27 protein-coding genes are annotated in these 26,767 nt (G+C 64.5%); 13 read left to right on the top strand and 14 right to left on the bottom strand.

The window, feature by feature from the left end; translation table 11 throughout:
* Positions 1 to 194 precede the first annotated feature (194 nt).
* From B5X69_RS12735 to B5X69_RS12720, 4 genes are all read left to right on the top strand, one after another.
* The gene (locus tag B5X69_RS12735; protein WP_079639083.1) at positions 195 to 491 is read left to right on the top strand and encodes an entericidin EcnAB; all 297 of its coding nucleotides are present in this window, start codon (positions 195 to 197) and stop codon (positions 489 to 491) included.
* Positions 492 to 576: 85 nt separating this feature from the next.
* Complete coding sequence (locus B5X69_RS12730; protein ID WP_079639082.1) at positions 577 to 783, top strand: hypothetical protein; 207 nt, start codon at positions 577 to 579, stop codon at positions 781 to 783.
* A complete protein-coding gene (locus B5X69_RS12725; RefSeq protein ID WP_079639081.1) occupies positions 780 to 1,451 on the top strand; it encodes a DJ-1/PfpI family protein in 672 nt (223 codons plus the stop codon). The genes B5X69_RS12730 and B5X69_RS12725 overlap by 4 nt, the downstream gene beginning before the upstream one ends.
* A 39-nt stretch (positions 1,452 to 1,490) precedes the next feature.
* A complete protein-coding gene (locus tag B5X69_RS12720; protein ID WP_079639080.1) occupies positions 1,491 to 3,842 on the top strand; it encodes a patatin-like protein in 2,352 nt (783 codons plus the stop codon).
* Between the two features lie 13 nt (positions 3,843 to 3,855).
* On the opposite strand, the gene dnaJ is transcribed toward B5X69_RS12720, so the two are convergent.
* Together dnaJ and dnaK are read right to left on the bottom strand one after the other, a co-directional pair.
* Positions 3,856 to 4,980: a molecular chaperone DnaJ gene (dnaJ, locus tag B5X69_RS12715; RefSeq protein ID WP_079639079.1), complete on the bottom strand. Its 1,125-nt coding sequence runs from the start codon at positions 4,978 to 4,980 to the stop codon at positions 3,856 to 3,858.
* A 119-nt stretch (positions 4,981 to 5,099) separates the two neighbouring features.
* Positions 5,100 to 7,004, bottom strand: coding sequence for a molecular chaperone DnaK (gene dnaK / locus B5X69_RS12710; protein WP_079639078.1), 1,905 nt, complete (start codon positions 7,002 to 7,004; stop codon positions 5,100 to 5,102).
* A 163-nt stretch (positions 7,005 to 7,167) separates the two neighbouring features.
* On the opposite strand from dnaK, the gene B5X69_RS12705 reads away from it, so the two are divergent.
* Together B5X69_RS12705 and B5X69_RS12700 are read left to right on the top strand one after the other, a co-directional pair.
* Complete coding sequence (locus B5X69_RS12705; protein WP_079639077.1) at positions 7,168 to 7,716, top strand: copper chaperone PCu(A)C; 549 nt, start codon at positions 7,168 to 7,170, stop codon at positions 7,714 to 7,716.
* Positions 7,717 to 7,722: 6 nt separating this feature from the next.
* A complete protein-coding gene (locus B5X69_RS12700; protein ID WP_079639076.1) occupies positions 7,723 to 8,202 on the top strand; it encodes a vgr related protein in 480 nt (159 codons plus the stop codon).
* A gap of 99 nt (positions 8,203 to 8,301) precedes the next feature.
* Here the strand turns inward: B5X69_RS12700 and groL are convergent, their stop codons facing one another.
* From groL to B5X69_RS12680, 4 genes are all read right to left on the bottom strand, one after another.
* Entirely contained in the window at positions 8,302 to 9,945 is a 1,644-nt protein-coding gene (gene groL / locus B5X69_RS12695) for a chaperonin GroEL (protein WP_079639075.1), read from the bottom strand.
* Between the two features lie 79 nt (positions 9,946 to 10,024).
* The gene (groES, locus tag B5X69_RS12690) at positions 10,025 to 10,312 is read right to left on the bottom strand and encodes a co-chaperone GroES (protein ID WP_079639074.1); all 288 of its coding nucleotides are present in this window, start codon (positions 10,310 to 10,312) and stop codon (positions 10,025 to 10,027) included.
* A 131-nt stretch (positions 10,313 to 10,443) separates the two neighbouring features.
* Positions 10,444 to 11,841, bottom strand: coding sequence for an MATE family efflux transporter (locus B5X69_RS12685; protein ID WP_079639073.1), 1,398 nt, complete (start codon positions 11,839 to 11,841; stop codon positions 10,444 to 10,446).
* Between the two features lie 195 nt (positions 11,842 to 12,036).
* Positions 12,037 to 12,612 carry a Pycsar system effector family protein gene (locus B5X69_RS12680; RefSeq protein ID WP_079639072.1) on the bottom strand — a complete coding sequence of 192 codons (576 nt, stop codon included), beginning with the start codon at positions 12,610 to 12,612 and terminating at the stop codon, positions 12,037 to 12,039.
* A gap of 149 nt (positions 12,613 to 12,761) precedes the next feature.
* Between B5X69_RS12680 and B5X69_RS12675 the strand changes: the two genes are divergently transcribed.
* The 3 genes from B5X69_RS12675 to B5X69_RS12665 all read left to right on the top strand — a co-directional run bounded on the left by B5X69_RS12675 (position 12,762) and on the right by B5X69_RS12665 (position 16,338).
* Complete coding sequence (locus B5X69_RS12675) at positions 12,762 to 12,998, top strand: acyl carrier protein (protein WP_079639071.1); 237 nt, start codon at positions 12,762 to 12,764, stop codon at positions 12,996 to 12,998.
* Between the two features lie 60 nt (positions 12,999 to 13,058).
* The gene (spt, locus tag B5X69_RS12670) at positions 13,059 to 14,261 is read left to right on the top strand and encodes a serine palmitoyltransferase (RefSeq protein WP_079639069.1); all 1,203 of its coding nucleotides are present in this window, start codon (positions 13,059 to 13,061) and stop codon (positions 14,259 to 14,261) included.
* Between the two features lie 112 nt (positions 14,262 to 14,373).
* Entirely contained in the window at positions 14,374 to 16,338 is a 1,965-nt protein-coding gene (locus tag B5X69_RS12665) for an ATP-binding protein (RefSeq protein WP_079639067.1), read from the top strand.
* 47 nt (positions 16,339 to 16,385) lie between these two features.
* Here the strand turns inward: B5X69_RS12665 and B5X69_RS12660 are convergent, their stop codons facing one another.
* Genes B5X69_RS12660 through B5X69_RS12650 form a run of 3 tightly spaced genes read right to left on the bottom strand, consistent with a single transcriptional unit; the run spans position 16,386 to position 18,739 of the window.
* Positions 16,386 to 17,246 carry a hypothetical protein gene (locus B5X69_RS12660; protein WP_079639066.1) on the bottom strand — a complete coding sequence of 287 codons (861 nt, stop codon included), beginning with the start codon at positions 17,244 to 17,246 and terminating at the stop codon, positions 16,386 to 16,388.
* A gap of 9 nt (positions 17,247 to 17,255) precedes the next feature.
* Positions 17,256 to 18,227: a diacylglycerol/lipid kinase family protein gene (locus B5X69_RS12655; RefSeq protein ID WP_079639065.1), complete on the bottom strand. Its 972-nt coding sequence runs from the start codon at positions 18,225 to 18,227 to the stop codon at positions 17,256 to 17,258.
* Between the two features lie 2 nt (positions 18,228 to 18,229).
* Positions 18,230 to 18,739 carry a DUF2141 domain-containing protein gene (locus B5X69_RS12650; RefSeq protein ID WP_079639064.1) on the bottom strand — a complete coding sequence of 170 codons (510 nt, stop codon included), beginning with the start codon at positions 18,737 to 18,739 and terminating at the stop codon, positions 18,230 to 18,232.
* A 132-nt stretch (positions 18,740 to 18,871) separates the two neighbouring features.
* Here B5X69_RS12650 and lptF point away from each other — a divergent pair, with 132 nt between their 5' ends.
* Genes lptF through B5X69_RS12635 form a run of 3 tightly spaced genes read left to right on the top strand, consistent with a single transcriptional unit; the run spans position 18,872 to position 21,465 of the window.
* On the top strand, positions 18,872 to 20,080 hold the full coding sequence (lptF, locus tag B5X69_RS12645) for an LPS export ABC transporter permease LptF (RefSeq protein WP_079639063.1): 1,209 nt from the start codon (positions 18,872 to 18,874) through the stop codon (positions 20,078 to 20,080).
* Complete coding sequence (lptG, locus tag B5X69_RS12640) at positions 20,080 to 21,177, top strand: LPS export ABC transporter permease LptG (protein ID WP_079639061.1); 1,098 nt, start codon at positions 20,080 to 20,082, stop codon at positions 21,175 to 21,177. The genes lptF and lptG overlap by 1 nt, the downstream gene beginning before the upstream one ends.
* A 12-nt stretch (positions 21,178 to 21,189) precedes the next feature.
* On the top strand, positions 21,190 to 21,465 hold the full coding sequence (locus tag B5X69_RS12635; RefSeq protein WP_079639060.1) for a hypothetical protein: 276 nt from the start codon (positions 21,190 to 21,192) through the stop codon (positions 21,463 to 21,465).
* Positions 21,466 to 21,494: 29 nt separating this feature from the next.
* On the opposite strand, the gene B5X69_RS12630 is transcribed toward B5X69_RS12635, so the two are convergent.
* Positions 21,495 to 22,592, bottom strand: a complete 1,098-nt coding sequence (locus tag B5X69_RS12630; RefSeq protein ID WP_079639059.1) for a fatty acid desaturase family protein — start codon at positions 22,590 to 22,592, stop codon at positions 21,495 to 21,497.
* Between the two features lie 119 nt (positions 22,593 to 22,711).
* Here B5X69_RS12630 and B5X69_RS12625 point away from each other — a divergent pair, with 119 nt between their 5' ends.
* Entirely contained in the window at positions 22,712 to 23,881 is a 1,170-nt protein-coding gene (locus tag B5X69_RS12625) for an N-acetyltransferase (RefSeq protein WP_079639058.1), read from the top strand.
* A 33-nt stretch (positions 23,882 to 23,914) separates the two neighbouring features.
* Here B5X69_RS12625 and xth read toward each other — a convergent pair whose 3' ends face one another.
* The 4 genes from xth to B5X69_RS12605 form a co-directional block, all read right to left on the bottom strand.
* On the bottom strand, positions 23,915 to 24,685 hold the full coding sequence (gene xth / locus B5X69_RS12620) for an exodeoxyribonuclease III (RefSeq protein WP_079639057.1): 771 nt from the start codon (positions 24,683 to 24,685) through the stop codon (positions 23,915 to 23,917).
* A gap of 39 nt (positions 24,686 to 24,724) precedes the next feature.
* On the bottom strand, positions 24,725 to 25,066 hold the full coding sequence (gene erpA, locus B5X69_RS12615; RefSeq protein ID WP_079639094.1) for an iron-sulfur cluster insertion protein ErpA: 342 nt from the start codon (positions 25,064 to 25,066) through the stop codon (positions 24,725 to 24,727).
* Positions 25,067 to 25,153: 87 nt separating this feature from the next.
* The gene (locus B5X69_RS12610) at positions 25,154 to 25,792 is read right to left on the bottom strand and encodes a M23 family metallopeptidase (protein ID WP_079639095.1); all 639 of its coding nucleotides are present in this window, start codon (positions 25,790 to 25,792) and stop codon (positions 25,154 to 25,156) included.
* Between the two features lie 183 nt (positions 25,793 to 25,975).
* Positions 25,976 to 26,767 (bottom strand): ferritin-like domain-containing protein, encoded by a 792-nt coding sequence (locus B5X69_RS12605; RefSeq protein ID WP_079639056.1) that lies wholly within the window; start codon positions 26,765 to 26,767, stop codon positions 25,976 to 25,978.

The raw sequence follows: 26,767 nt of genomic DNA, 5'->3' as shown, positions 1-26,767 counted from the left end.
CCTCAAGGTCCGCCGAAAACTCGCCAATCTCAACCCAGACTACCTCCAAAAACTCCTCACCAAAGACACCGCGTTAACCTGAAGCGATTCCCCTGGCGAAGTCGTGCAGCGCAGTTGCCAAGCGCTTCATCTGGGGTTAATCCTGTGCGCCTGGCGGACGGGACCGGCCGCCATGGCATTCGAAAGGAATTTACATGCGCAAGTTCATCATCGCGTCGATGGCCGCCGCGGCCTTCAGCCTCGCTGCCTGCTCGGAAAAGGCGCAGGAGGAAACGTCGGAAGCGGGCGCCGCGGTTGCGGACGACGCTGCCGCCGCCGGTGATGCCGTTGCCGAAGGCGCAGCTGACGCTGCCGACGCGACCGCCGCGGCTGCGAGCGACGCCGGCAACGCCATCGAAGGCACGGTGAACGCTGCTGGTGATGCTGCTGCTGCTGCCGGCGACAAGGTCGCCGAAGAGACGGCGAAGGCGGAAGCCAACGACAAGCAGTAATCGGGACCCGTGCGCTGCGGCGCGTGATCCGAAAATGGGGCTCCATTCCGCATGGAATGGGGCCCTTTTTCTTGGGAGGCAGACAATGGCTTGGAGGACGGCGCGGACATTTCTGCTAGCCCTCTTGCTCATATCGGCATCGGCATGCAGCCGCACCGAGAATGAACCCGGCCCCGGCGGTGTAACGGTCAGCGAGGCGAAGGCGCTCGACCAGGCGGCTGAAATGCTCGAAAGCCGCGATCCCCCGCCGCTCGCGGGGCACGACCAGGCCGCCGGAGAATCCGCGCGATGAGCGAGGCCGTCACGATCGTCTTCGCGCTGTTTCCTGGCATCACCCAGCTCGATTTTACCGCGCCCGCGCAGGCGCTCAGCCGGATGCCGGGCGCCCGGCTCGCTGGCGCAGCGGCCAAGCTCGATCCGATCGCGACCGATAGTGGCTTTGCGATTCTCCCGACGCATGACTTCGGCGATGCGCCGCAAGCGGACATTCTGTGCGTCCCGGGAGGTCACGGTGTGGCAGATGCGATCGCCGACCCTGCCACGATAGAATTCCTCATCCGGCAGGCCGCGGGCGCTGCATGGATTACAAGCGTGTGCACCGGCGCTTTCCTCCTCGGCCGCGCCGGGCTGCTCGGCGGCAAGCGCGCGACGACGCACTGGGCCTATACCCAGCTCTTGCCCCTTGTCGGCGCAGAGCCCGCCCCGGGGCGCATCGTCGAGGACGGCAATATCGTGACCGCGGGCGGCGTAACCTCGGGACTCGATTTCGCCCTCACCCTGATCGCCAGGCTTCGCGGCGAGGCGGCGGCGCAGGCGATCCAGCTCGCCATCGAATATGACCCCGCCCCGCCCTTTGCTGGCGGCCACCCCGATCGCGCGCCGGCCGCGGTCACCGACGGATTGAAAGCGCGCGTCTATGACGCCGCGGCCGCCCGGATGGAGGCAGCGTTGCGGGGTTGAGGGTGACGCCGCCCCCCAAAGCGCGCTATCAGCCTCAACATGCGGGAAAAGGAACTGCGTTTCGCCCTGATATGCTATGGCGGCATCAGCCTTGCCGTATATATGCACGGCATCACCAAGGAAGTATGGCGGCTCGCCGCAGCCTCGCGCGCCTTTCATGATGGCGAGACAGCCGAGGGATCGGGACGCGTCTATCGCGACCTTCTTGCGGACATTCTTGCAGGCAGCAATATCCGCCTGCGCGTTCTCGCAGACATTGTCGCAGGCGCGAGTGCGGGCGGCATCAACGGCGTTTTCCTCGCACGCGCGCTCGCCACCGGGCAGTCGCTCGACCCCCTCACCGAATTATGGCTGACCGACGCCGACGTTGACCGGCTGCTCGACCCCGATGCACGGCCACTTTCGGCAGCGACGAAATTCTGGGCGGTGCCAATCGCCGGATGGGCGATGAAGCGGCGCGGCAACGTCATCGACCGCACCGTCGGCGGCGCGGCGCAAGAGGAAGTGCGCGCCAAACTGTCGCGCTTCGTGCGCGCCCGCTGGTTCGAGCCGCCCTTCGGCGGCGAGACGTTCTCCAACCTGATCCTCGATGCCTTCGACGCGATGGATGGCGGACCGCGCGGGCCCGCACTGGTCCCGGCGGGGCAGCCGGTGGACCTTTTTGTATCGGTGACCGACTTTGCCGGGCACAGCATGCCGCTAGCGCTCAACAGCCCGACGCGCGTGACCGAGCAGGAACACCGGCTCGTCATCCATTTCCGGCACGACGGCCGCGCGGGCAAGCGCCTTGACGACGTCGCCGGCCTCGCCGCGGCAGCGCGCGCGACGGCGAGTTTCCCCGGCGCCTTCCCGCCCTTTACGCTGCGCGAGATCGACGCCGTTCTTGAAAAGCGGGGCATCGCCTGGCCCGACCGCGCTGATTTCATCCGCGTCCAGCTCCCGCAAAGCGATGAAGCCGATCCCGCCGACCGGGTGCTGATCGACGGATCAGTGCTCGCGAACGCACCCTTCCGGCCGGCCATCGCGGCGCTGAAGCAGCGGCCTGCGCGGCGCGAGATTGACCGGCGCTTCGTCTATATCGATCCCAAACCCGATTATCGCTCGATCAGTTTCAACCGCCACGGCGACGCGGTCGAAGGCGAGGAGAAGAAGCTGCCGGGCTTTCTGACAACCATCCTCGGCGCGCTGTCCGAAATTCCTCGCGAGCAGCCGATCCGCGACAATGTCGAGGCGATTGAGGCGATGTCGCGGCGCATCCGCCGCATGCAGCATATTGTCGACGCGATGAAGGTGGAGGTCGAGGAACAGGTCGCAGCACTCTTCGGCACCACCTTCTTTTTAGGAACACCGACCCCGGCGCGGCTCGACAAGTGGCGCACCAGGGCGCAGACCGAAGCGGCGTCGCGCGCGGGCTTTGCCTATGCGCCCTACGGACATCTCAAGCTGTCGGCGATCGTCGAGGAGTTGGCGCGCGTGATCGACCGACTGGCCCCGGCCGAGGGCGCCGTGCACCGCGCCAACCGCCGCCAGGCCTTGTGGGACGAGGTGCGCGCGCGCGGGCTCGACCGGATTTCGGGCAAGAAGGGCGCGGGGGCAAGCCGGGACGCGATCGACTTCTTTCGCAACCACGACATTGGCTTCCGCATCCGCCGCCTGCGCTTTCTGGCGCGCGAGCTCGACACCGCGGTCGAAGCGAAGCGCGACGAGCGCGACCCCGCGTGCGAAGCCATGCGTGAGGCGATCTTTGCCGCGCTCGGCTTCTATCTGGAGCGCGAGGGTGACAGCTGGCTTGGCGACCTGGACATCCCCGCCGATGCGGGGCTCGGCGCATGGATCGACGCGATTGCCGACCGGCGAGACCTCGTCGCGGTCGATGGCGAGGCCGATGTGCTTCTTGCCAAAGCGCTGGGCGCGCTCCCCAAGGACGACCGACGGACGATGCTGCTCGCCTATCTTGGATACCCGTTCTACGACATCGCGACGCTGCCGCTGCTGCAGGGCGAGGGGTTCGATGAATTCGACCCGATCAAGGTCGACCGCATTTCCCCTTCCGATGCGACCGCGATCCGTACCGGCGGCGCCGCCGCGATGCTCAAGGGGATCGAGTTCAACAGCTTCGGCGCCTTCTTCAGCCGGGCCTACCGGGAGAACGACTATCTATGGGGCCGGCTCCACGGCGCCGACCGGCTGATCGACATCGTGGCCTCGAGCGTTACCGGCGACGGGGCGCTGAGCGGCGAGGCGCTCGCGAACCTCAAGCGGCAGGCTTTCCATGCGATCCTCGACGAAGAGGAAAAGCGGCTGCCGCAGGTCGAGGCGCTGATCGCCAAGCTCAGGGAAGAGATCGGCCCTGTTCCCCCATTGCGGGAAGAGCAAGGGGCGACTGGGTGACGTGCGCGACGGCTTAATCCGTCAGATCTTCCCACATTTCCTTGATGCGGCCGAAAAAGCCCTGGCTCGCCGGGCATTCCTCGCCCGTCTCGGTTTCGCGGAATGCCTGGAGCAGTTCCTTCTGCTTGGCACTGAGCTTGGTCGGCGTCTCGACATCGATCTGGACCACAAGGTCGCCGTGGCCGCGGCCATTGAGCACGGGCATGCCCGCCCCGCGCTGGCGTAGCTGCTTGCCCGACTGGATGCCTGCGGGGATGCGGATGTCGTGCCGGCTGCCGTCGAGCCCAGGAATGCTGATCTCGCCGCCGAGCGCTGCGGTCGTGAAGCTGATCGGGGCGCGCGTGAACAGCGTCGTTCCTTCGCGCTCGAAAACCCGGTGCCGCGCCATGTGAAGAAAGATGTAGAGGTCCCCGGGAGCTGCGCCGCGCGCACCGCTTTCCCCCTCGCCCGACAGGCGAATGCGCGTCCCCTCGTCCACGCCGGCCGGAATGTTGACGGTCAGCGTCTTGCGCCGATCGACGCGGCCTTCGCCATGACAGCTGGTGCAGGGGTCCGCGATGACCTCGCCCGCTCCCTGACAGGCGGGACAAGTGCGCTCGACCATGAAGAAACCCTGCTGGGCCCTCACCTTGCCGTGACCGCCGCAGGTTCCGCAGCGATGGGTGGACGTACCCGGCTTGGCGCCGGAGCCGTCGCAGGCGTCGCAGCGCGCAGCAACGTCGACCTGGATTTCGCGGGTGCAGCCGGTGAAGGCGTCCTCGAGCCGGATTTCCATGTCGTAGCGCAGGTCAGCACCGCGCGCGGGACCACGCTGCTGCTGGCGGCCGCCGAACGCCGATCCGAAGATCGATTCAAAAATGTCGCCAATGTCACCGAAATCGGCCCCACCGCCAAAGCCGTTCGCGCCGCCCTGGACACCCGCCTTGCCGAAACGGTCATAGGCCGCCCGCTTTTGCGGGTCTTTCAGGCAGTCATAGGCTTCGTTGATGGCCTTGAAGCGCGCCTCGCTATCGCTGCACCCGGGGTTCTTGTCCGGGTGATATTGCATGGCGAGCTTGCGGTAGGCGGCCTTCAGCGCCCTGTTGTCAGCGGTGCGATCAACTTCCAGCAGTTCATAATAATCGATGTCGAGCGACATTCTCAAAAGCCCCTACTTCAACCCGTCACCCCGGCCAAGGCCGGGGTCGCTACCGGTCCGGCGAAGCGGGATCCGAGAGCGATGCCAGCTTCCGCCGGCATGACGGTTGAAGGTCATCCTTACTTCTTGTCGTCCTCGACTTCCGAGAATTCGGCGTCGACGACATCTTCGTCGGCCTTGGTCTCGCCAGCCTCGGCGCCGGGCGACGCGGCGGCCTGCTGCTCCTTCTCGTAGATCGCCTGGCCGAGCTTCATGGCCACCTGCGCAAGTGCCTGGGCCTTTTCGGTCATGGCGGCGGGGTCACCGCCATCGACCGCGGTCTTGGCTTCGGCGAGCGCAGCCTCAATCTCGCCCTTCAGCGCTGCATCGACCTTGTCGCCATGCTCTTCAAGCTGGCGTTCGGTCGAGTGGATCAGGCTTTCGGCATTGTTCTTCGCCTCAGCCGCCTCGCGACGCTTCTTGTCCTCTTCGGCGAACTGCTCAGCGTCCTTGACCATCTGCTCGATGTCCGCGTCCGAAAGCCCGCCCGAGGCCTGGATCTTGATCTGCTGCTCCTTGCCGGTGCCCTTGTCCTTGGCGTGGACCGACACGATGCCGTTGGCATCGATGTCGAATGTGACCTCGATCTGCGGCACGCCGCGCGGCGCCGGCGGGATGCCGACAAGGTCGAACTGGCCCAGAAGCTTGTTGTCCGCCGCCATTTCGCGCTCGCCCTGGAAGACGCGGATCGTCACCGCGGACTGATTGTCGTCCGCGGTCGAGTAGACCTGGCTCTTCTTGGTCGGGATCGTCGTGTTCCGGTCTATCATGCGCGTAAACACGCCGCCCAGCGTCTCGATACCGAGGCTGAGCGGGGTCACATCGAGCAGCAGCACGTCCTTGACGTCGCCCTGCAGCACGCCCGCCTGAATCGCAGCGCCAATGGCGACGACTTCGTCGGGGTTCACACCGGTGTGCGGCTCCTTGCCGAAGAAGTCCTTCACGACCTCGCGCACGCGCGGCATGCGGGTCATGCCGCCGACGAGCACGACCTCATCGATCTCGCTGGCGCCGACGCCGGCGTCCTTGATCGCCTTCTTGCAGGGTTCGAGCGTGCGCTTCACCAGTTCCTCGACCAGCTTTTCAAGATCCGCGCGGGTGATCGTCTTGACCAGATGCTTCGGCCCGTTGGCGTCGGCGGTGATGAAGGGCAGGTTGACTTCGGTGGTCGCTGCCGAGGACAGTTCGATCTTCGCCTTTTCTGCAGCTTCCTTCAGCCGCTGCAGCGCGAGCTTGTCGCCCCGCAGGTCGATGCCCTCGTCCTTCTTGAAGGTGTCGGCCAGAAATTCGACCAGCTTGCTGTCGAAGTCTTCACCGCCGAGGAAGGTGTCGCCGTTGGTCGATTTCACCTCGAACACGCCGTCGCCGACTTCGAGGATCGAGATGTCGAAGGTGCCGCCGCCAAGGTCATAGACGGCGATGGTCTTGTTGTCTTGCTTGTCGAGGCCGTAAGCAAGCGCGGCCGCGGTCGGCTCGTTGATGATGCGAAGCACTTCGAGGCCTGCGATCTTGCCCGCGTCCTTGGTCGCCTGGCGCTGGGCGTCGTTGAAGTAAGCGGGAACGGTGATGACCGCCTGCTCGACCTTTTCACCGAGATAAGCCTCGGCCGTTTCCTTCATCTTCTGAAGGATGAACGCGCTGATCTGCGAAGGCGAATAATCCTCGCCGCCCGCCTTCACCCAAGCGTCGCCATTGTTGCCCTTGACGATATTATAGGGGACGAGTTCCATGTCCTTCTTCGTCATGGGATCGTCGAAGCGGCGGCCGATCAGGCGCTTCACCGCGAAAACGGTATTTTCGGGATTGGTCACTGCCTGGCGCTTCGCCGGCTGGCCGATCAGCCGCTCGCCGTCCTTGGCAAAGGCGACGATCGACGGCGTCGTGCGCGCGCCTTCCACATTGTCAATGACCTTGGGCTTTCCGCCTTCCATCACCGCGACGCAGCTGTTGGTGGTGCCGAGGTCGATCCCGATCACTTTGGCCATAATATACACGTCCTTGTTGTTTTTGCGGCGCCCTGAAAAGGCACGCCCGTCGTTGATCCCATGCGGGGTTTCTGGGCGCGATATAGGTGCGCTAATCCTTGGCACAAGGGCTTTGACGGCTTATCGGTGACAGGCAAATTTCAGCCAGACCCGGAGTCTCCCGATGAAGCCCTTCGCAATCACCGCTCTTGCCGCCGCCGCCCTGTCCCTTTCGGGATGCGGCGAGAATCTCGGTCAGGGGCCGGTGCTGCACGTCGCAAGCGGCTATATCGAAATGGGCGCGACCCCGGATCGCCCTGCGGCGGGCTATTTCACCATCAAGGGCGGTCCCCGCGATGTCGAGTTGATGGCCGTGAGCTCGGACCTTGCCCAGCGCGTCGAGATGCACGAAACCGTCAAGGAAAATGGCATCGTGTCGATGAAGCCGCTGCGCAGCGCGCCGGTGCCCGCCAAGGGCGAGCTCGAATTCAAGCCCGGCGGCAGACATCTGATGATCTGGAATATCAATGGAGCCGCGGTGCGAGCAGGCAAGCTGCCGATGATCTTCGTTTTCTCGAACAATAATAATGAACGCATCCTCTTCGACCTCACGATCCGGCAGGCGCCGCAAAGAGGCGATAGCAGCGGTGCGGCGATGGATCATGGCGCGATGGACATGGGCGGCGCCGGCAAGGCAGCTGGCGAAGGCACGGCAGACGCAGCGAAGAAATAGCGGCGCATGGCGGGGCCGTCGCGCAGCTTGACGGAAGGCGAGATCGTGCTCGCCCAGAGCGTGTTCGGCGACGCGATCGACTATAGGCGAGTGCGCGTGTGCCACCACAAATGGGCTTTCTTCCAGCCGCGGCGCGTCGTGATGGCACCGATGGGGGCGCTTCACTTTCATCCGCACGGCGACCTTTATGCAGAGGATTTCAGCGCCGCGCCCCAGTCGCTTCAAGGGCTTTTCATCCACGAGATGACGCATGTCTGGCAGGCGCAGACGCGTGGCCGCTGGTACCTGGTGCTTATGCGGCACCCCTTTGCAACCTATCATTACAGCCTGAAGCCCGGATGGCCGCTCCACCGCTACGGGCTCGAACAGCAGGCGGAGATTGTGCGGCATTACTGGCTGCTGACACAAGGTGTGACGATCGGCGGGGCGCCGGGGGTAGAGGCCTACCGGGCGATCCTGCCGTTTGCGGGACGCCGCAAGGGATGACACCGTGCGCTTGAGGCTCTTTTTGTAAATCAAGAAGGGCCGGAGAGTTTCCTCCCCGGCCCTTCGCTGTCAGCTTGCGCTGAGCGGTGACGGCGGACCTTAGAAATCCATGCCGCCCATGCCGCCCATACCGCCGCCGCCCATCGGCATCGCCGGCTTGTCTTCAGGCAGCTCGCTCACCGCGGCTTCGGTGGTGATGAGCAGGCCTGCGACCGACGCAGCGTCCTGAAGCGCGGTGCGCACGACCTTGGTCGGGTCGATGACACCGGCCTTGACCAGATCCTCATAGGTGTCCGTCGCGGCGTTGAAGCCGTGGTTGGAGTCCTGCTGATCGAACAGCTTGCCCGCGACGACGGCGCCGTCGAAGCCCGCGTTCTCGGCGATCTGGCGGACCGGAGCCTGCAGCGCGCGACGGATGATGTCGACGCCGCGGGTCTGGTCTTCATTTTCGCCCGAAAGCCCGTCGAGTGCCTTGGTCGCATAGAGGAGCGCGGTGCCGCCACCCGGAACAATGCCTTCCTCGACGGCAGCGCGGGTCGCGTGGAGCGCGTCATCGACGCGATCCTTGCGTTCCTTCACCTCGACCTCCGACGCGCCGCCGACCTTGATCACCGCAACACCGCCGGCGAGCTTCGCCAGACGTTCCTGCAGCTTTTCACGGTCGTAATCCGACGTCGTGGTTTCGATCTGCGCACGGATCTGCTCGACGCGGCCCTTGATCGCATCGGCTTCGCCCGCACCGTCGACGATCGTGGTGTTGTCCTTGTCGATGGTGACGCGCTTGGCCTGGCCGAGCATGCTCAGCGTGACATTCTCAAGCTTGATGCCGAGGTCTTCGCTGATCATCTCGCCCTTGGTCAGGATCGCGATGTCCTGCAGCATCGCCTTGCGACGATCGCCGAAGCCCGGAGCCTTGACCGCCGCGACCTTGAGGCCACCGCGCAGGCGGTTGACGACGAGGGTCGCCAGCGCTTCGCCTTCGATGTCCTCGGCGATGATCAGCAGCGGGCGGCCCGACTGCACAACCGCCTCGAGGATCGGCAGCATCGACTGGAGGTTCGACAGCTTCTTCTCGAAGATCAGGATGTACGGATCAGCCAGCTCGACGAGCATCTTTTCCGGATTGGTGATGAAATAGGGCGACAGATAGCCGCGGTCGAACTGCATGCCTTCGACGACATCCAGCTCGAAATCGAGGCCCTTGGCTTCCTCGACGGTGATCACGCCTTCCTTGCCGACCTTTTCCATCGCCTCGGCGATCTTCTCGCCGACTTCCTTGTCGCCGTTCGCCGAGATGATGCCGACCTGGGCGATTTCGGACGAGCCCTGCACAGCCTTCGACTGCGCCTTGATCGTCTCCACGACCTTGGTGACGGCAAGGTCGATGCCGCGCTTCAGGTCCATCGGGTTCATGCCGGCCGCAACCGACTTCATGCCTTCGCGAACGATCGCCTGCGCGAGAACGGTCGCGGTGGTGGTGCCGTCGCCGGCCTTGTCATTGGCCTTGCTCGCCACTTCGCGCAGCATCTGCGCGCCCATATTCTCGAACTTGTCCTTGAGTTCGATTTCCTTGGCGACGGTCACACCGTCCTTGGTGATGCGCGGCGCGCCGAAGCTCTTGTCGATGACGACGTTGCGGCCCTTGGGGCCGAGGGTAACCTTCACCGCATCGGCGAGGGTGTCGACGCCGCGCAGAATGCGCTCGCGGGCGTCACGGCTGAATTTAACGTCCTTGGCAGCCATTTATGCTTCCTTTCGATTCCGCAGAAAACTGCGAGACTTCACACTGAAATCGGGATTTCGCCAGGTCAGGCGAAAAGGTTCAGGCGAGAACGCCGAGAATGTCCGATTCCTTCATGATCAACAGCTCTTCGCCATCGACCTTGACTTCGGTGCCCGACCATTTGCCGAACAGGATGCGGTCGCCCGCCTTGACGTCGAGCGGCGTGATCTTGCCGTCTTCAGCCTTGATGCCGGTGCCCACGGCGACAACTTCGCCTTCCTGCGGCTTTTCTTTGGCGGTATCGGGAATGATGATGCCGCCGGCCGTCTTTTCTTCAGCTTCGATGCGGCGAACGAGCACGCGGTCGTGCAACGGACGAAATTGCATGGATGTCCTCCAGATATGCAATGGATCTCAGTTTAGCACTCACCTGAGGAGAGTGCTAACAGGCGGCCATATGGGTCGATGGGCGCAGCCCGTCAAGCGTTGGGCGAGATTCTTTTTTGGCTTTTTTTTCGTCAGGCGGGGAGAAGACCCAATCGCGCCCGCAGCCGCCAGCGCGCAAGCAGCAGCCCGGCAACGACGACGAGCCCTACTGCAAGGCCGATCCAGATGCCGACGCCGGCGAGCGGAGTCCAGAAGCCAAGATAGATGGCGGTGCCATAGCCTGCAAACCAATAGCCGCACACCGCGATGATCATCGGGACGCGCGTGTCCTGGAGGCCGCGCAATACGCCCGCAGCGACCGTCTGGGCGCCGTCGAACAGCTGGAAGGCGGCGGCGACGACGAGGAACTGCATCGCATAGCTCACGAGCGCGGCGTTACGCGCCGCGTCGACATCGACATAGATCGACAAGACGAGCCGTGGGAAGAGCCACATCGTCGCCGCGGTCAGGGTCATGAAGCCGATGCCGAGGATCAGCGACGCCCGCCCCGCCAGCGCGATGCCGTGCGGATCGCGCGCACCATAGGAAAGGCCCACGCGGATCGTCGCCGCCTGCGCGACGCCGAAGGGGATCTGGAAGGCGAGCGCGGCGACCTGCAGCGCAATCGTGTGACCTGCAAGTTCGACCTCGCCGATACGTCCCATCAGGAAGGCGGCGCCGGTGAACAGCCCCGCCTCGGCAAGAATGATCAGCCCGATCGGCGCGCCGATACGCACGATCTCGAAAAAGCGCGCCCATTCGGACCGCCACCAATTGCCGAACAGATGATAGCGGCGCAGCTGCCGGTCGAGCTGAATGACCACCACATAGGCAAGCAGCATGACCGTGCTCGTGATCACGCTCGAGAGCGCCGAACCGTGGAGGCCGAGCGCGGGCAGCCCGAGATGACCGAAGACAAGCGACCAGTTGCCGAGCGCATTGACCCCGAGCGCGAGGAAGGTGATGGCGGTGGCGATCTTGGGCCGGCCGAGCGCCGACACAAAGATGCGCAAAACGCTCGCCGCAACCATCGGGAACATCCCCCACATCAAAATGAGGAGGAAGCTCGCGGCATGCTCGGAGGTATCGCGCGCCTGGCCGGTCGCAATCATGATCGGCCCGCCCGCGGCGCAGATGCCCATGGCCGCGATCGAGGTGAGCACGCTCAGCCATAGCGCCATGCGCACGGTGCGCCGCACCTCGCGCACTGCATGTTTGCGGCGCCCGAGTTCAGCCGCGATCAGCGGCGCCGATGCTCCCACGAGCCCCGTCGTCGTCCACACAAGCAGGCCGAAGATCGACACGCCGAGCGAAGAGGCGGCAAGCTCGGCGTCGCCGAGCCGTGCGACAAAAATGACGTCGATCGCATGCACCATCATCTGCAAGAGGTTCGCCGCGGCAAGCGGCCAGGCAAGCGCCAGCGTCGCGCCGAATTCGGCGCGCAGGCTGCGCGGGACGTCCGCGGTCAAGGGGTGGGCCTGCTGACGCATAGCCGGCCCGGATAGGCGGGCAGCCAGAGCCGTTCAATAGCGGGCGCGTGCGCAGCCCGGCGTTTCGGGGGCGGAGGTGGCAAAATGGCAACAGGGGCTGGGCACCTCGCTATCCTCCCGCCCCCGAAACGCAGGGCGCGAGGAGTCTCGCTGCCCGCGCAGGAGAGGCTCACCGCCGAAGGGCCCCGCTCGCCCTCACCCTGTCCAGGCGAGCATCATCTCATAGGCAAAGGCGAGAAAGGTCAGCGTCAAGCCGACGACGAACAGCCGGTAGGCATGGCCAAGAAAACGGTATTTGCGCCGCGCCAGGATGAGGCCATTTTGATAGGCGTCGCGCAGCATGCTTTCGTAAAGATCCTCTTCCGACCGCATCCGCGCCTTCACCGCCGCGATGAATTCATCCTCTTCCATCTCGGCAAAGCGGCCGAAAAAGAGGATGTTGCTGTGATCCTTTCCGTCCCTGACCAGCGCCGGCGGAGCGCGTCCGACGCGCGGCAGGACCGCGGAGACCGCGAGAAGCGCGGACAGGAAGGAAAAGGTCGCGAGAATCGTCAGCGGCATCGCAAAGGCCCCCACGCCGGCGCGTGCCTGCCCGACCGCCAGGGTGAAGACGACGAAGGTCGCGCCCATCAGGATCGACGCCTTCTGGTCGGCCATTTGCGACAATTGCATCGTCATCTGCTGGCTGGTGCGCGCAAGGTGCACCGCATTGGGCGGAAATGCGCCCGCCCCCGGGCGCGATGCCGTGCTATACTTCGCCTTATCGTCCATCGGTCATCCCCAGTCCCGACCCGGCCCATGACTGGCATGTTCGACGCATATCGGCAAGATGCTGCCCGATTGCCGCAGCAATCGCTTGCCAAGCGGAGGCAAGCGCGGCATTCCCGCGCGCAAACTTCACCTTTTCGGGACGCACCCCCATGAGCACCCCCCTTACCGACCAGATCCACGGCCTCATCGAGCCCTTCAACAAGAAGGGCGTTGAGCTGACCGACGCCACCACCTTTGCCGGCGACCTCGAGTGGGACAGTCTCACTGTGATGGATTTCGTCGCCGAGGTCGAAGACACGTTCGACATCATCATCAGCATGAACCAGCAGGCCGAGATCGAGAATGTCGGCCAGCTCGTCGCGGCGGTGGAAAAGCTGCAGGGCTGACCCTCTCTTCACCGCTCGCGCCGCGCAAGCGCTGGGGCGAGCGGTCCCTTGGACATCGATATGACCGATCTTTTTTCCAAATTCGATCCGCTGATCCAGCAGCGCGCGGATCTGCTCGCGACGGGTGTCACCGACCCCTTCAGCCTGGTGATGGAAAAGGTGCTCTCACCAACCGTCGCGATCTGCAACGGGCGCGAGACCATCCTGCTTGGCACCTATAATTATATGGGCATGACGTTCGACGAGGACGTGATTGCTGCGGGCAAGGATGCGCTCGACAAATTCGGCAGCGGCACCACCGGCAGCCGCGTGCTGAACGGCACCTATCAGGGCCACCGCGAGGTCGAGGAGGCGCTCAAACACTTCTACGCCATGGATCATGCGATGGTCTTTTCGACCGGATATCAGGCGAACCTCGGCATCATCTCGACGATTGCGGGCAAGGGCGATTATGTCATCCTCGACATCGACAGTCACGCCTCGATCTATGACGGGTGCAAGATGGGCGATGCCGAAATCGTCGCCTTCCGCCACAATGACATCGAGGCGCTGGAAAAGCGCCTGAAGCGCCTGCCCGCCGAAGCCGGCAAGCTTGTCGTGCTCGAAGGCGTCTATTCGATGCTCGGCGACGTCGCGCCGCTCAAGGAAATGATCCGCATCGCCAAGGACAATGGCGCGATGGTTCTGGTCGACGAGGCCCACTCGATGGGGTTCATCGGCGAGCACGGTCGCGGCGTTGCCGAAGCACAGGGCGTTATCGACGATGTCGATTTCATCATCGGTACCTTTTCGAAGAGCGTTGGCACCGTTGGTGGCTTTTGCGTGTCGAACCATCCGAAGTTCGAGATCATGCGCCTCGTCTGCCGCCCCTATGTCTTCACCGCGTCGCTCCCGCCAAGCGTCGTTGCGACCGCCGCGACGAGCATCCGCAAGCTGATGCACGGGTCGAACAAGCGCGCGCATCTTTGGGAAAATTCGAAGATGCTCCACAAGGGGCTGCGCGATCTCGGCTTCACGCTTGGTACCGAGGAGCCGCAATCGGCGATCATCGCGGTCATCATGCCCGACCTCGAGAGAGGCGCCATGATGTGGGAAGCGCTGCTCGAGGAAGGACTTTATGTCAATCTCGCTCGTCCCCCGGCAACCCCCGCGGGCATGACGCTGCTGCGCTGTTCGCTGTGCGCGGAGCATTCGAGCGATCAGGTGGGCGAGATCCTCGCCCGTTTCGAACGCGCCGGCAAGCGCGCCGGGATTATCGGCTGACCCACCTCCCTTTCCGACCAAAGGGCATATTTTCGGGGCGAAGCGAAAGACGGCGACGCCCCGGCGGCCTTACCTGCTTTGCGGGACACGGGCGAAGAGGTAAGAGAGGCGCGTGTTCGAGAGGGATAGCGACCAGGAAAGCGAGAGCCGCCGGGAGCGTCTGCGCTTTTGGCTGACGACCGGCGTCGGGACGATCCTGACTGGGGTTGTCGTCGCGCTCGTCCTTCTCCTGATGCGCGCCAACGACGCCTATGATCGGTCGCTCGGCTGGCAGGCGCACAGCCTCGAGGTCATTTCGCAGACCCGCTCGCTCGATGCCGCGCTTGCGCGCGCCGAGGCAGCGCTCGGCCGCTTCGCAGTCGGCCTGCAAAAGGACGACGGCCGCATCTATCAGCAGCAGTTCGGCGTCGCGATGCAATATTTGCGCCTGCTTCAGCGCAATGTGCGCGACAGCCCCGAGCAGGCTGAACTGGTGCGCCAGCTTGGCGTCGAACTCGAGCGCCGCGGGCAGCAGCTTGGCGATGCAGCGCTCAGTGCCAATTATCGCCAGACGATCGCGGCCATCTCCAAATATAACGCAGCAGCGCACGATCCGGCTCTCGGCCGGATCAACAAGCTGCTCGCGCAGCTGATCCGCGACGAACGGGAGCGATTGTCCGAGCGCAACCGGATTGCGGCATCGGACCGGGCCAGTCTCAACCAAGCGATCCTGATGTTCTCGCTGCTCGGCGCTGCTGCCGCGATCATTGCGATCGCGGCGACCTTCTCGCTGCTTCGCGCCGAGGGCGAACGGCGGCTCGCGCAGCGCGAGCGGTTTGCAGAAAGCGAGCGTGCGATGGAGCTCGAAGCCGCGGTCGAGGACCGCACCGCGGAGCTTGAGCAGGCGAACACCGCGCTGCGCGCCGAAATGTCCGAGCGCGAGACCGCCGAGGCGCAGCTGCGTCAGGCGCAGAAGATGGAGGCGGTCGGCCAGCTCACCGGCGGCATCGCCCACGACTTCAACAACATGCTGGCGGTGGTGGTCGGCGGACTCGAACTCGCACAGCGCTGGCTGGGCGAGGCGCCCGAAAAGGCCGAGCGCCATATTCATAATGCGCTCGACGGCGCGAACCGCGCCGCCGATCTGACGCGGCGGCTCCTGACCTTCGCCCGCTCCGAGCCCGCGCGGCCCGAAATGACCGACATCGATGCATGCATCGCCTCCTTCGCCGAACTGATCGCGCGGACGATCGGCGACCGCATCGCGTTGACGCTCGACCTCAACGCCGAAGGGCTTGCCTGCTGGATCGACCGGCAGCAGTTCGAGAACGCCCTGCTCAATCTTGCCGTCAACGCGCGTGACGCGATGGACGGTCATGGATCGCTGACCATCCGCACAGCGCGCGACGAAAGCGGCGAGGCGGCGGCGCTCGCGGTGCAGGTGATCGATACCGGCTGCGGCATGTCCGCGGACGTACTCGAACGCGTCTTCGACCCCTTCTACACGACAAAGCCTGCCGGGCAGGGCACCGGACTCGGCATGAGCCAGGTATTTGCCTTCTGCCGCCAATCGGGCGGCGAGGTGCAGATCCACTCGTCCGAAGGCGAAGGCACAAGCGTCGCGATGCTGCTGCCGGTTACCGAAGCCGCGATCGCGGGGGTCGAAAAGGGCAAAGGCGATGAAGCGCTTGCGCGGGTCGACCCCTCCGACCGGCTGAACATTCTGGTGGTCGAGGACGATCACCGCGTCCTCGCCGCAACGGTCGATGCGGTGGGTGAGCTTGGCCACAAGGCGGTGGCCTGCTGCAACCCGCTCGAAGCCGAGGCGCTCGTCGAGAGCCACGGCGGCTTCGACCTTATCCTCTCTGACGTGCTGATGCCCGAGCTCACTGGACCCGAAATGGTCGCACGGCTCAAACAGCGCTGGCCTCTACTATCGGTGCTGTTCGTCACGGGCTTCGCCGGCGATGCCGGCGATGAGGCAAGCTTTGGCGATCATGACGTGCTGCGCAAACCCTTCACCCTCAGCGCGCTCGACCAGGCGATCCGGCGCTCCAGCCAAGCGCGCGCTGAGGAGCACCAGCGGCTCGCGAGTTGAGATACGGCGCTTCGCGCGCTCGGGAATTCCCGCCCCTCCCCGCCTCGCTACCGGATCGCGCCGCTCTTCATCAGCCGCGGCACAAGCGTCAGCGCCGCAATCAGCGGCCAGCGCCGCTGCCAGGGTTTGATCTCGATCTTTGTGCCGGCATGACGGTTGATCTTCCACGCAAGATAATCGATGCCGCCCGCGTAGGTGAGGCTCGCCTTGGCCAGCCGTACAATACTGAGCAGCTTTCCCTCGATGCGCCGCCTGGTCCAGCCCCCGCTCGGCGCGTGCGCCGGAATTGCGGCGATCGCGGGGGCGCTGAAGCGCTCATATCGCTCGGTGTCGGCATCGACGACCGATTGCGCACGCGTCGCGCGCTCGGCGCGAAGCTCGACCGAATAGGTGAGCGAAAAGGCGCGGCGCCACCAGGCGAGCGCCTCCTCGTCCGCGCGCCGTCCGGCGGCGGCAAGCAATGTCGGCGCCGCCTGCGCAACGGCTAAAACCGCGCGCGCGCGCGCTCGCTCGTCGGCCGCCCACACCAGCCGCGACGGCTGCGCAAAGCGCGCCCAGACCGATACATTGCGCGTGTCAGGCCCATTCAGCCGCGCAAAATCGGCTTCGCTCAGCACCGCATATTTGGCGACGAGCCCCTCAGACTGGAACGGAAAGACATTCGGGGGAATCAGCCGGTTGGCAAGCCGCATCCAGCGCCTCGCATAGGCATCGCCATAGCTCGAGACGATCAGGTAGAAATCCAGCATCAACCCCTCGAGCCGGGTTTCCCGAAGACAGCTGCCGTAGAAAAGCACCGCACGCGCGCTGCCTGGAAATTGTGCCGCGATCGCCGCGGCCATTGCCGCGACGCGCGGATCGACGGGCGTCGACAATTCGTCGCGGACGAGATCGCTCAGGGGAGCCATCGAAGTCCCTCAGGCCGCAAGCCGCAGAAATGGCACCGGCTGGGTCGAGGTCAGGATGATCGGCCGCCCACCGGTCGCCTCGAAAATCTCGCCGTCGAGGATGACATTCGAGCGTTCGCCCTCGATACGGATCTCGTCGCCCTGCTGGAAATGAACGCCCGCGAGCTCCCGCTGGCCCAGCGTGCCGCGCCATGTTGCGCCGAGCATGCGAAAGAGCGCGCCGACACTGCTTTCGGTCGCCAGCAGCTTCATATGGCCGTTGGTGCCATGCTTGTCGCTGGTGCGGATGCTGAGCAGCAGCTTCTCGAGCGTCGTGACAATGAGCAGCGAAAACTTGCCCTTGAACTCGCCCTGGCGGATCAGCGACACGGTCATCGGCTCGGGCTTGGGCGGAAGCCGCCCGCCGCCTACGCCGAAGAGGATCGAGAAAAAGGCGAGCATGGCCGCGAGGAAATGCGACACGCCGTTCGGAAACCCGAGCGGATAGATGCGGTGGCGGCAATAGAGCATCACGTCGGCCAGATAAGCGCCGCCGAGGAACATGCCGAGCACCGGACGCGCACCGCCGCTGTCGAGCGCAATGAGCTGGCGTTCGATGACATGATCCTCAAGCCGGCCATCGCCGACCAGTTCGACGACCCGTTCGAGCGCCTTGATCGGGTCGCCCTCGGCACCGAGGTCGAACGCGATGAGATTTGTCTTGCCATTGGGCAGCACCGCCACCGGGGGCGGCGAGCCACCGAAATGGCCGCCTGAATAAAGCTCGGTCAGCGCCGCCTGAACGGTGCCGTCGCCGCCGTTGATCGCAATGACCCGCGGGGACACCATCGCGATGGTGCGGATCGCCTCGCCGATCTGATCGACGGCCTCGACCTCATAGTGGAATATGTCGGGGTGCGCCGCGCAATATTCGCGCACTCGGGGCAGCAGCGAGCGGTTGCCCGTCGAGCGAGGATTGGAAAGGAGCGCGACGCTGGCCACCGTCAGACCGGATCGAAGGCCAGGCCGTTGACGTAATTCAACGTGATCGGCACGCGCTTGGTCGAGCCGCCGACCGCGAAGCTGACCTGCGCCAGCTTGGGCTTGCGCTTGAAGATGAAGTCGGTGAGCTTCATGTCGGGGTTGCCCGAAAGGCCCCCGCCGTCGCTCTTGTCCGACTTGCCATTGCCATTGATGTCGTGACGGACCGACACGACATAATTGCCCGGGCCCTTGACCGGCACGCAGACCTGCATGGCGCCGCCGCGCACGGGAACGTCGACGCGCTCCAGCCACTTGCGCTTTTCAAGATAGCTTTTGTCCGCATTGTAGATCTGCACGCGCAGCGTCCCCGTGCGCGCCTTGAATCCGCGCACGTCGACCAGCACGGCGGTCGCATTGCTGTCGCAAAGGGCGGCCGCTGGACCCAGCGTAGCGCCCTGCGCCGCGACGGGCGCCATCAGCGCTCCTGCGGTGCCGGCGGCGAGTATCCCGGCGAGAAACATTTTCGACATGACCTCAATACCTCCAGAGGTTATAGCCACGCCAGCCGCGCGAAAGCGCGCGCCGACATGGGTCCCTGTCGCCCTTGACTCGGCATATCGGAAACATTTGCGGCCAAATCATGGTGATGGGGCGACGAAAGCTTGAACAAGATACCCGCCATCGACCGCTATATCGCGCGGCTCATCTTCTTCCCCATGCTCGGCACGCTGGTCCTCTCGGCGATGCTGCTGGTCCTTGAAAAGATGCTGCGCCTCTTCGATTTCGTCGCGACCGAGGGCGGCCCGGTCAGCGTCGTGTGGCGGATGCTTGCCAATCTGATCCCTGAATATCTCTCGCTCGGCATTCCGATCGGGCTGATGCTCGGCATTCTCCTCGCCTTCCGCCGCCTCGCGACATCGAGCGAACTCGATGTGCTGCGCGGGGTCGGCATGAGCTTCGGGCGGTTGATGCGCGTCCCTTATGCCTTCGCCTTCGCGCTTGCGCTGCTCAACCTCGCGATCGTCGGCTTCATCCAGCCCTACGCGCGCTATGCCTATGAAGGACTGCAGTTCGAGTTGCGCTCGGGCGCCCTTGGTGCCTCGATCAAGGTCGGCGAATTCACCAAGCTCGGCAGCCGCATGACGCTGCGCATCGAGGAAAGCTACAACGACGGACGATCTTTGCGCGGCATTTTCGTGCGCGGCGAGAATAAGGAGGGGCAGGCGGTTTCGGCGACCGCGGCCGAGGGCCAGTTCCTCGCCACCGACGACCCCAACACGATCATTCTGAGGCTCACGAGCGGCGTGCTGATCCACGAATCGCCCAAATTTGCCGTGCCGCGCGTTCTGACCTTCGACAACCACGACCTGCCGATCCCGCTGCCCAAGATCGAGGCGTTCCGGACTCGCGGCGGCGCTGACCGCGAGCTGACGATCCCCGAGCTCTTCGTGGTCGGCAAGGACAAGACCGAGCCGCTGACAACGCGGCTCGAATCGCGCGCGAACTTCCATTTCCGCATCGTCGAGGTCGCCTCGATGTTCCTCATTCCGCTCCTGGCGATCGCGCTTGCCATTCCGCCCAAGCGATCAACCTCGTCCCTCGGCGTATTCCTCTCGATCGTGATTCTCGTGACCCAGCACAAGATCAACCAATATGCAGAGGATCTGGGCGCGCGCGGCGCCGTCGACCCGTTGCTCGCGCTTTGGGTTCCCTATCTGCTTTTCGCCGCGCTTGCCTTCTGGATGTATTACACGCTCGCGCATGTTCCAGGCGGCCAGCCGATCGGCGCCCTCGAACGCGTCGCTGCAAAGGCCGGCCAGCGGGTCAAGGCGCTGTTTCGTCTCGTCCAGCGCAAGCAGAAGCTCGCCTGATGCACCAGTTCCACTTTTTCCCCTCGCGTACGATGGCGCTCTACATGGGGCGGCTCTTCTTCGTGCGCACCTTCGCGATCCTCTTCGCGCTCGTCATCATTCTCCAGACGCTCGATCTGCTCGGCGAGAGCGGCAAGATCCTTGCCGTCGCCGGCAATGGCGACGCCGAGGTGTGGCGCTATGTGGGCCTCCGCATCCCGCAGATCATCGAAACCTTCCTGCCCTTTTCGGTGCTGCTCGGTACGATCCTGACATTGATCACGCTCAACCAGAACAGCGAGGTCATCGCGATGAAAGCGGCGGGGATGTCCGCCCATCAGGTGCTGGCGCCGCTGTTCCTCGCCGCGCTGCTCGTGGCTGCGATCAGCTTCGGCTTCAACGAACGCATCGTCGCGCGCGCGACCGGTGCGCTCAGCGCCTGGCAGAAGGTTGAATATGCGCAGGTTCCGCGCGACAGCGGACTGCGCTCGAACATCTGGGTGCGCGAGGGCGACGACCTGATCAACGCGGAAACGGTCGAGACCAGCGGGCCGGCGATCGTGCTTCGCGGGGTCAAGATCTATGAACGCTCGGGCGGCGTCCTCTCATCGATCCTCTCAGCCGACAGCGGCCGCGCGGTCGAGGGCGGCTGGGAGCTGACCGACGCCAAGCGCTTCCTGCGCCGCTCGGGGACGGTCGAGGAGCTCGGCACCATCATCGCCGCAAAGGGTGTGCGCCCCGATCAGTTTACCCTCGCGCAGGTCGATGGCGACGAGCTTCCCTTCCTCCAGCTCAAGCGCGCGATCGACGACCTCGAAGCCGCCGGGCGCCCCGTCGACGCGCTGAAGGGTGTCTTGTGGCACAAGATTTCGGGACCGCTTTCGGCGATTCTGATGCCGCTCCTGGGCGCGGTCGCCGCCTTCGGCCTTGCGCGATCGGGAAAGCTGTTCGTGCGTGCGATCCTCGGCATGGCGCTGGGCTTTGCCTATTTCGTCGCCGACAATTTCGCGCTCGCGATGGGCGACCTTGGCGCCTATTCCCCTTTCCTCGCCGCCTGGGGGCCCTTCATTCTCTTCGCGCTGATCGGCGAGATGATCCTGATCCGAACCGAAGAATAGGCCTTTCGACAAATGGACCGTTACCCGTCAGCCAGGAGCCTTTCCTCGAACATAGCCGAGCGCTTGCTTCTCGGCATTTGGGGGGCGACATCGCTGGGCTCGGTCATCATCTTCGCGCAGATTATCGTGCGTCACGCCGAAGACGCGCGGGCGATACTCAGCTCCGCGGGTCTTGCATTGATCTGCTGCTCCTTGTTCGCCGTTGCAGCATTTGGGCTTAGAAGAAGGCGGCTCAAATGCCTCGCCGCGCGGGATAAATTTATCGCCTCACTTGCCAGGCTGCGCTGAGCACGGCCCTGACGCCAGTTCGGAATGGTTCAGGCCGCCCCGCCCCGCGCCGACCCCGCAACCAGTTTCGCCACCAGCCCGGGCAACCCCTTGTAGTTCGCCCGGTGATATTGCGAATCGGACGGCAGCGCCTCCTTCAGGCGGCGGTGCGCCTCGGGCAGCGCGTGGTAGGGGACGCCGGGCAGCAGATGGTGGAGCGCATGATAGCGCAGCCCCACGGGCGCCCAGAGCTCGGGAAGCAGTCCCGGCGGGGGCACGTTGACGCTGTCGAGGAACTGAGCAGTCACGGTCAGTACCTCACCGTCATTTTCCCACAGATGCGCGACGAGCGTGCGGATCTGGTTGAGCACGATGCTCGCCGAGGCAATGCCGCCAAAGATGAGAAGCGCGCGCAGCGGCACCCAGCCGAAGACGGCGGCGGCGACGAGCAAGGTCGACCAGGCCCAGGCGCCGCCTTCCTGCCATGCCCATTGGCGGCGGAACTCGCCCTCGGGCGGCCTGCGGCGGAACAGCGGGTTGATGATCAGTCCCGAATAACGCTCCATCACGATCCGGCGCAGCGGCGGGATCAGGAAGGAGAGCGGGGTCAGGACCGCATAACGAAAGACAAGCGCGAGCGGAGCAAAGGCGGCCGCAACGACGAACAGCGGCACCGTCCACGGCTTCATCAATGCGAGCGGCAGATACTCGGGGTCCTCGACCGTGCCATATTTCGTACGGTTGTGGTGAAGGCTGTGAATACCCTCATACATGAAGGAGGGTATGAGGAGCGGCACGCCGATGAGGATGTTCCACCAGAGCCGAAAGCCCGGGAGCGCCTTCTTGCGGATATGCGTAATCTCGTGAATGAAGCTGCCCGCGCGATAGAGCGCGGGCACTGCCACGAGCGCGGCGACGAACATCCAGGGGATCGAGGGCGCAAGGATCGCGGCAGCGACACCGGCATAGCCGATGAAAACCGAGGCCAGGAAATCGGCCCAATAGATGCGCGCGTTCGGCACAACGAGATCGCGCGTCAGCTCCGAGGCCGCGCGGATCATCGCCATATCGTCGGCGATCGCCGACTTGGGAAGCGGCGCCGCGGGCGCGGCCGATGGCCGGTCAGCAAAGGTGTTCGTTGCAAACATATCGGGATCTTCACCATGATTTCGTGGCAGCAAAATGGCCAAATGCAGGTCGCCAGCGCCGCAGCTATGCCCTAATGCATCGCCCATAAAGATAGGAAGTCCAGTTCAGGAAACCAGCCATGGCCTCGCACACCCCAGGTCCGATCACCGTTCTTCCCGTCCAGACGAAGGCAGACAGGCGCGAGTTCGTCGAGCTCGCCTTTCGCCTCAATCGCGGCGATCCCGCGTGGGTGCCGCCGCTCAAGGGCGAGGTGTATGGCCTGCTTGCCCCCGGCAAGAACCCCTGGTTCGAACATGGCAAGGCGCAGCTTTTTCTCGCTCGGCGCGACGGGCGGACGGTCGGGCGCATCTCGGCGCATATCGACGACCTTGCGCTCGCCCAGCCCGCCGAACAGGGCATGGGGCCGGGCACCGGCAATTGGGGTCTGCTCGAGGCCGAGGATGGCGAGACTGCCGCGGCGCTGCTTGCCGCGGCCGAGGACTGGCTGCGCGGGCAAGGCATGACGCGCGCGCTCGGCCCCCTCTCAATCTCGATCTGGGATGAGCCCGGGCTTCTTGTCGAGGGTTTCGAGACGCCGCCGACGATCATGCTCGGCCATAACAGCCCGCTCTACCGCGCATGGGTCGAAGCGGCGGGCTACCGGTCCGTGAAGCGGCTGATCAATTATTCGGTGGCGATTAGGGGCGGCTTTCCGCCGATCGTCAATCGCATCGTCGCCGCCGGCGAGAAAAATGAGCGCATCCGCATCCGCCGCGTCGACAAGCGTCGCTTCGACGCCGAAGCCAGGTTAATCCTGGGCATATTGAACGACGCCTGGTCGGACAATTGGGGCTTTGTTCCTCTGACCGACAGCGAGGTCGCCTATGTCGGCAAGAAACTCAAGCCGCTCGTGTTCGAAGATCTGATCCGCGTCGCAGAGGTCGACGGCGAACCCGTCGCCTTCATGATTGTGCTTCCCAATATCAACGAGCTGCTTATCGACATGGAGGGCTCGCTCCTCCCCTTCGGCTGGGCACGGCTGCTCTGGTGGCTCCGCAAGCCGAAGAGCCGCGTGCTGCGCGTGCCGTTGATGGGCGTGGTCAAGCGATTGCAGAACAGCCGCATGGCGAGCACTCTCGCCTTCATGATGATTGAATATATTCGCCGCGACGGTGTTGCCCATTTCGGGGCGCAGCAGGGCGACATCGGCTGGGTTCTCGACGACAACCAGGGGATGATTGCGGTTGCCGATGCCATCGAGGCGAGAGAGAATCGCGTCTATCAGATCTACGACAAACCGCTCGACTGACCGCGGTCCATGCACGCCGAGGCCAGCGGCGTCTCAGCGCAGCACCGCCCAGGTCGGCGCATGATCGCTCGCCTTTTCGCGCCCGCGGTGGTCCTTGTCGACGCCCGCCTCGACCAGCCGGTCGGCCACGGCAGGGCTCAAGAGCAGATGGTCGATACGAAAGCCATGGTCGCGCTGCCAGCCGCCCGCCTGATAATCCCAGAAGGTCCAGATACCCCCCGCGGGGTGGCGGCTGCGGATCGCGTCGGTCCAGCCGTCGCCGAGCATGCGGAAATAGGCGTCACGCGAATCAGGCTGCATCAACGCATCGCTTGCCATTGCGCGAGGATCCCACACATCATCATCGTGCGGGATGACATTATAGTCACCGGCGAGGATGGTCGGGATCTCAGCCTCGAGCAGCGCCTTTGCCCGCTCGCGCAGACGCTTCATCCAGCGCAGCTTATAGTCGAACTTGGGCCCCGGCTGCGGATTGCCATTGGGAAGATAGATCGATGCTATGCGAAGCCCCAGAACCTCGGCTTCGAGATAGCGCGATTGCTCATCCTCCGCCTCGCCGGCGAGGCCGCGCTGGATTTCGACCGGCTCGCTGCCCCGCGCGAGGATTGCGACCCCGTTGAAGCCCTTTTGCCCATGATAGAGCATCCCATATCCAGCCGCCTCGATTTCGGCCGTCGGCATGGTTTCGTCACTCGACTTCAGTTCCTGGAGGCATGCGACGTCAGGCTGGGTTTCCTCAAGCCATTCGACGAGGCGCGGCATCCTGGCCTTGATGCCGTTGATGTTGAAGGTGGCGATTTTCATCGCCTGTCTATGGCAGGAAGCGTTTCGCCAGGAAAGGCGTCAGATCGAGAAGCTCGATCCGCAACCGCAGCCCGAAGCCGCGTTCGGGTTTTCCACCTTGAAGGACGATCCACCGAGCGAATCGACAAAATCGACGATGCAGCCGCGCACAAGGTCGATGCTGACGGGGTCGACGACCAGCTTCACCCCGTCAGTCTCGGTGACGATGTCATCGGATTCGATCGTCTCGGCAAGATCGAAACGATAGGTGAAACCTGAACAGCCACCCCCATCGACCGCAAGACGCAGCGCGGGCAAGGCTGCGCCCTTGCGATCCGCGATCCAGCGGACGCGGGCGGCGGCGGCGGGCGAGAGGGCGATATCGGAAAGCTGCGTGGCCATGGCGGCAAGATAGGGCTTCGCGCGCAAATGAAAAGGGCGCCCCGGCTTCAGGCCGGAGGGCGCCCCTCCTCTCCGACCCTCAAACTCTTATTCCTCGGGACCGCCCATCGCGAGCGGCTTGCCATCGCCCGAAAGCGCCGCGATCGCCATCGAGTCCGAACGCACGAAGGGCAGCGGGTTGACCGGCGCGCCGTCGATACGGACTTCATAGTGCAGATGATTGCCGGTCGAGCGGCCCGTCGAGCCGACGTAACCGATGATTTCGCCCTTCTTCACCTGCTGTCCGGGATGGACAATGTAAGAGGACATGTGACCGTAGCGCGTCTCGATCGCATTGCCATGCGCGATCTCGACATAATTGCCATAACCGCCAAGACGCTGAGCGCGGCCAACAATGCCGTCGGCGGTTGCATAAATGGGAGTGCCGCGCGGCGCGGGAATGTCGATGCCATTGTGGCGCGCGACGCGACCCGTAATCGGGTGGGTACGCATGCCGTAGGAAGAGGATAACGACATCTGCTCGATCGGACGGCGCGAGGGCACCGAAACGCCGATCGAGGCGGTCAGTCCGGTGTCGAGGCGCTTCCACGCCTGAAACACCGCGCGCGCTTCGCCGTCTTCCTTGACCGAGGGCGCCACGCCCGCGTCATAGGCCTCATCGTCGGGCTCGTCGGGAACCGGAACGCCCGCGGCGCTCGTTTCGAACGCCTGGGCCGGGGCGCTCATGCCCATCGACGCCAGCGCGAAGAAAATCAGCCCAAGATGAAACTTTTGCGTTCGTGTCGCGTTCCGCACGTATCGACCCCGCTCTTCGCCATGTCGCCGACGGTATCTGGTCCCGTCGGTGCCGGTTGTTTGCCTGGATGGGATTATTCCCTGCCCGCGGGAGCCTTGGTGCATGGGCAAAGGTTACGAAGCAACTACCGCATAGTATTCTTGCGTTAAACCGGCGTCCCGGCGCGCCGAGTCGTTGAACGGCGGCTTCAAATCCCCCCGAAATCGCGATTTTACGATGCTTTGCCACGTTTCGACGGCGTTGAATCCCCTTTCGTCGCACATCCAGCCGAACCAGACTGTGCCCGCGCGCACATGCCGGATTTCGTCCTTGTAAATACGCGATAAAATTTTCGTCGACGCCTCGTCGCCCACGGCACGGAAGCGTTCGACCGTCGCCGGCGTGACATCGAGCCCGCGCGCCTCGAGCACCATTGGAACGATTGCGAGACGCGCAAGCGCATCGTCGCTTGTTGCCGCCGCAGCCTCCCAAAGACCCGCGTGGGCGGGAAGCGCACCATAATGGCTGCCAAGCGCGCGCAGGCGCCGGTCGAGCAGCGCGAAATGCATCGCTTCGTCGGCTGCGACGCCGAGCCAGTCATCGACGAAAGCGCGGGGAAACTGCCCGCCAAACCGGCCCACGAGATCGACCGCAAGGTCGATCGCGACGAATTCGATATGCGCGAGCGCATGGAGCATCGCGATGCGGCCGCGCTCCGACCCGCCCTTCCGGCGGCGCGGCATCTGGCTGGGCAGCAAGAGTTCGGGTGCCGCAGGCCAGGCCGGCTGATCGGGCATCGTGATATCGCAGCGATGATCAAGCTCGCCGCGGCGCCACGCGCGCGCGAGCGCGCGCGCCGCGCGGCGCTTGGCCGGCGGATCGGGCGTCAGCAGAGCCGCCCGCGCAGCTTCGCCGAGCGAGGTCAT

Origin of the sequence: Sphingopyxis flava, assembly GCF_900168005.1 — a bacterium.
In the GTDB taxonomy this organism is placed as follows: Bacteria; Pseudomonadota; Alphaproteobacteria; order Sphingomonadales; family Sphingomonadaceae; genus Sphingopyxis; species Sphingopyxis flava.
The sequence above is the reverse complement of the archived record's forward strand: the minus strand, read 5'-3'. Positions and strand labels throughout refer to the sequence as shown.

Coding starts and splice junctions, on each gene's coding strand:
- B5X69_RS12735 (WP_079639083.1), top strand. CDS start 195: ATGCGCAAGTTCATCATCGCGTCGATGGCCGCCGCGGCCTTCAGCCTC.
- B5X69_RS12730 (WP_079639082.1), top strand. CDS start 577: ATGGCTTGGAGGACGGCGCGGACATTTCTGCTAGCCCTCTTGCTCATA.
- B5X69_RS12725 (WP_079639081.1), top strand. CDS start 780: ATGAGCGAGGCCGTCACGATCGTCTTCGCGCTGTTTCCTGGCATCACC.
- B5X69_RS12720 (WP_079639080.1), top strand. CDS start 1,491: ATGCGGGAAAAGGAACTGCGTTTCGCCCTGATATGCTATGGCGGCATC.
- dnaJ (WP_079639079.1), bottom strand. CDS start 4,980: ATGTCGCTCGACATCGATTATTATGAACTGCTGGAAGTTGATCGCACC.
- dnaK (WP_079639078.1), bottom strand. CDS start 7,004: ATGGCCAAAGTGATCGGGATCGACCTCGGCACCACCAACAGCTGCGTC.
- B5X69_RS12705 (WP_079639077.1), top strand. CDS start 7,168: ATGAAGCCCTTCGCAATCACCGCTCTTGCCGCCGCCGCCCTGTCCCTT.
- B5X69_RS12700 (WP_079639076.1), top strand. CDS start 7,723: ATGGCGGGGCCGTCGCGCAGCTTGACGGAAGGCGAGATCGTGCTCGCC.
- groL (WP_079639075.1), bottom strand. CDS start 9,945: ATGGCTGCCAAGGACGTTAAATTCAGCCGTGACGCCCGCGAGCGCATT.
- groES (WP_079639074.1), bottom strand. CDS start 10,312: ATGCAATTTCGTCCGTTGCACGACCGCGTGCTCGTTCGCCGCATCGAA.
- B5X69_RS12685 (WP_079639073.1), bottom strand. CDS start 11,841: ATGCGTCAGCAGGCCCACCCCTTGACCGCGGACGTCCCGCGCAGCCTG.
- B5X69_RS12680 (WP_079639072.1), bottom strand. CDS start 12,612: ATGGACGATAAGGCGAAGTATAGCACGGCATCGCGCCCGGGGGCGGGC.
- B5X69_RS12675 (WP_079639071.1), top strand. CDS start 12,762: ATGAGCACCCCCCTTACCGACCAGATCCACGGCCTCATCGAGCCCTTC.
- spt (WP_079639069.1), top strand. CDS start 13,059: ATGACCGATCTTTTTTCCAAATTCGATCCGCTGATCCAGCAGCGCGCG.
- B5X69_RS12660 (WP_079639066.1), bottom strand. CDS start 17,246: ATGGCTCCCCTGAGCGATCTCGTCCGCGACGAATTGTCGACGCCCGTC.
- B5X69_RS12650 (WP_079639064.1), bottom strand. CDS start 18,739: ATGTCGAAAATGTTTCTCGCCGGGATACTCGCCGCCGGCACCGCAGGA.
- lptG (WP_079639061.1), top strand. CDS start 20,080: ATGCACCAGTTCCACTTTTTCCCCTCGCGTACGATGGCGCTCTACATG.
- B5X69_RS12635 (WP_079639060.1), top strand. CDS start 21,190: ATGGACCGTTACCCGTCAGCCAGGAGCCTTTCCTCGAACATAGCCGAG.
- B5X69_RS12630 (WP_079639059.1), bottom strand. CDS start 22,592: ATGTTTGCAACGAACACCTTTGCTGACCGGCCATCGGCCGCGCCCGCG.
- B5X69_RS12625 (WP_079639058.1), top strand. CDS start 22,712: ATGGCCTCGCACACCCCAGGTCCGATCACCGTTCTTCCCGTCCAGACG.
- xth (WP_079639057.1), bottom strand. CDS start 24,685: ATGAAAATCGCCACCTTCAACATCAACGGCATCAAGGCCAGGATGCCG.
- erpA (WP_079639094.1), bottom strand. CDS start 25,066: ATGGCCACGCAGCTTTCCGATATCGCCCTCTCGCCCGCCGCCGCCGCC.
- B5X69_RS12610 (WP_079639095.1), bottom strand. CDS start 25,792: ATGAGCGCCCCGGCCCAGGCGTTCGAAACGAGCGCCGCGGGCGTTCCG.
- B5X69_RS12605 (WP_079639056.1), bottom strand. CDS start 26,767: ATGACCTCGCTCGGCGAAGCTGCGCGGGCGGCTCTGCTGACGCCCGAT.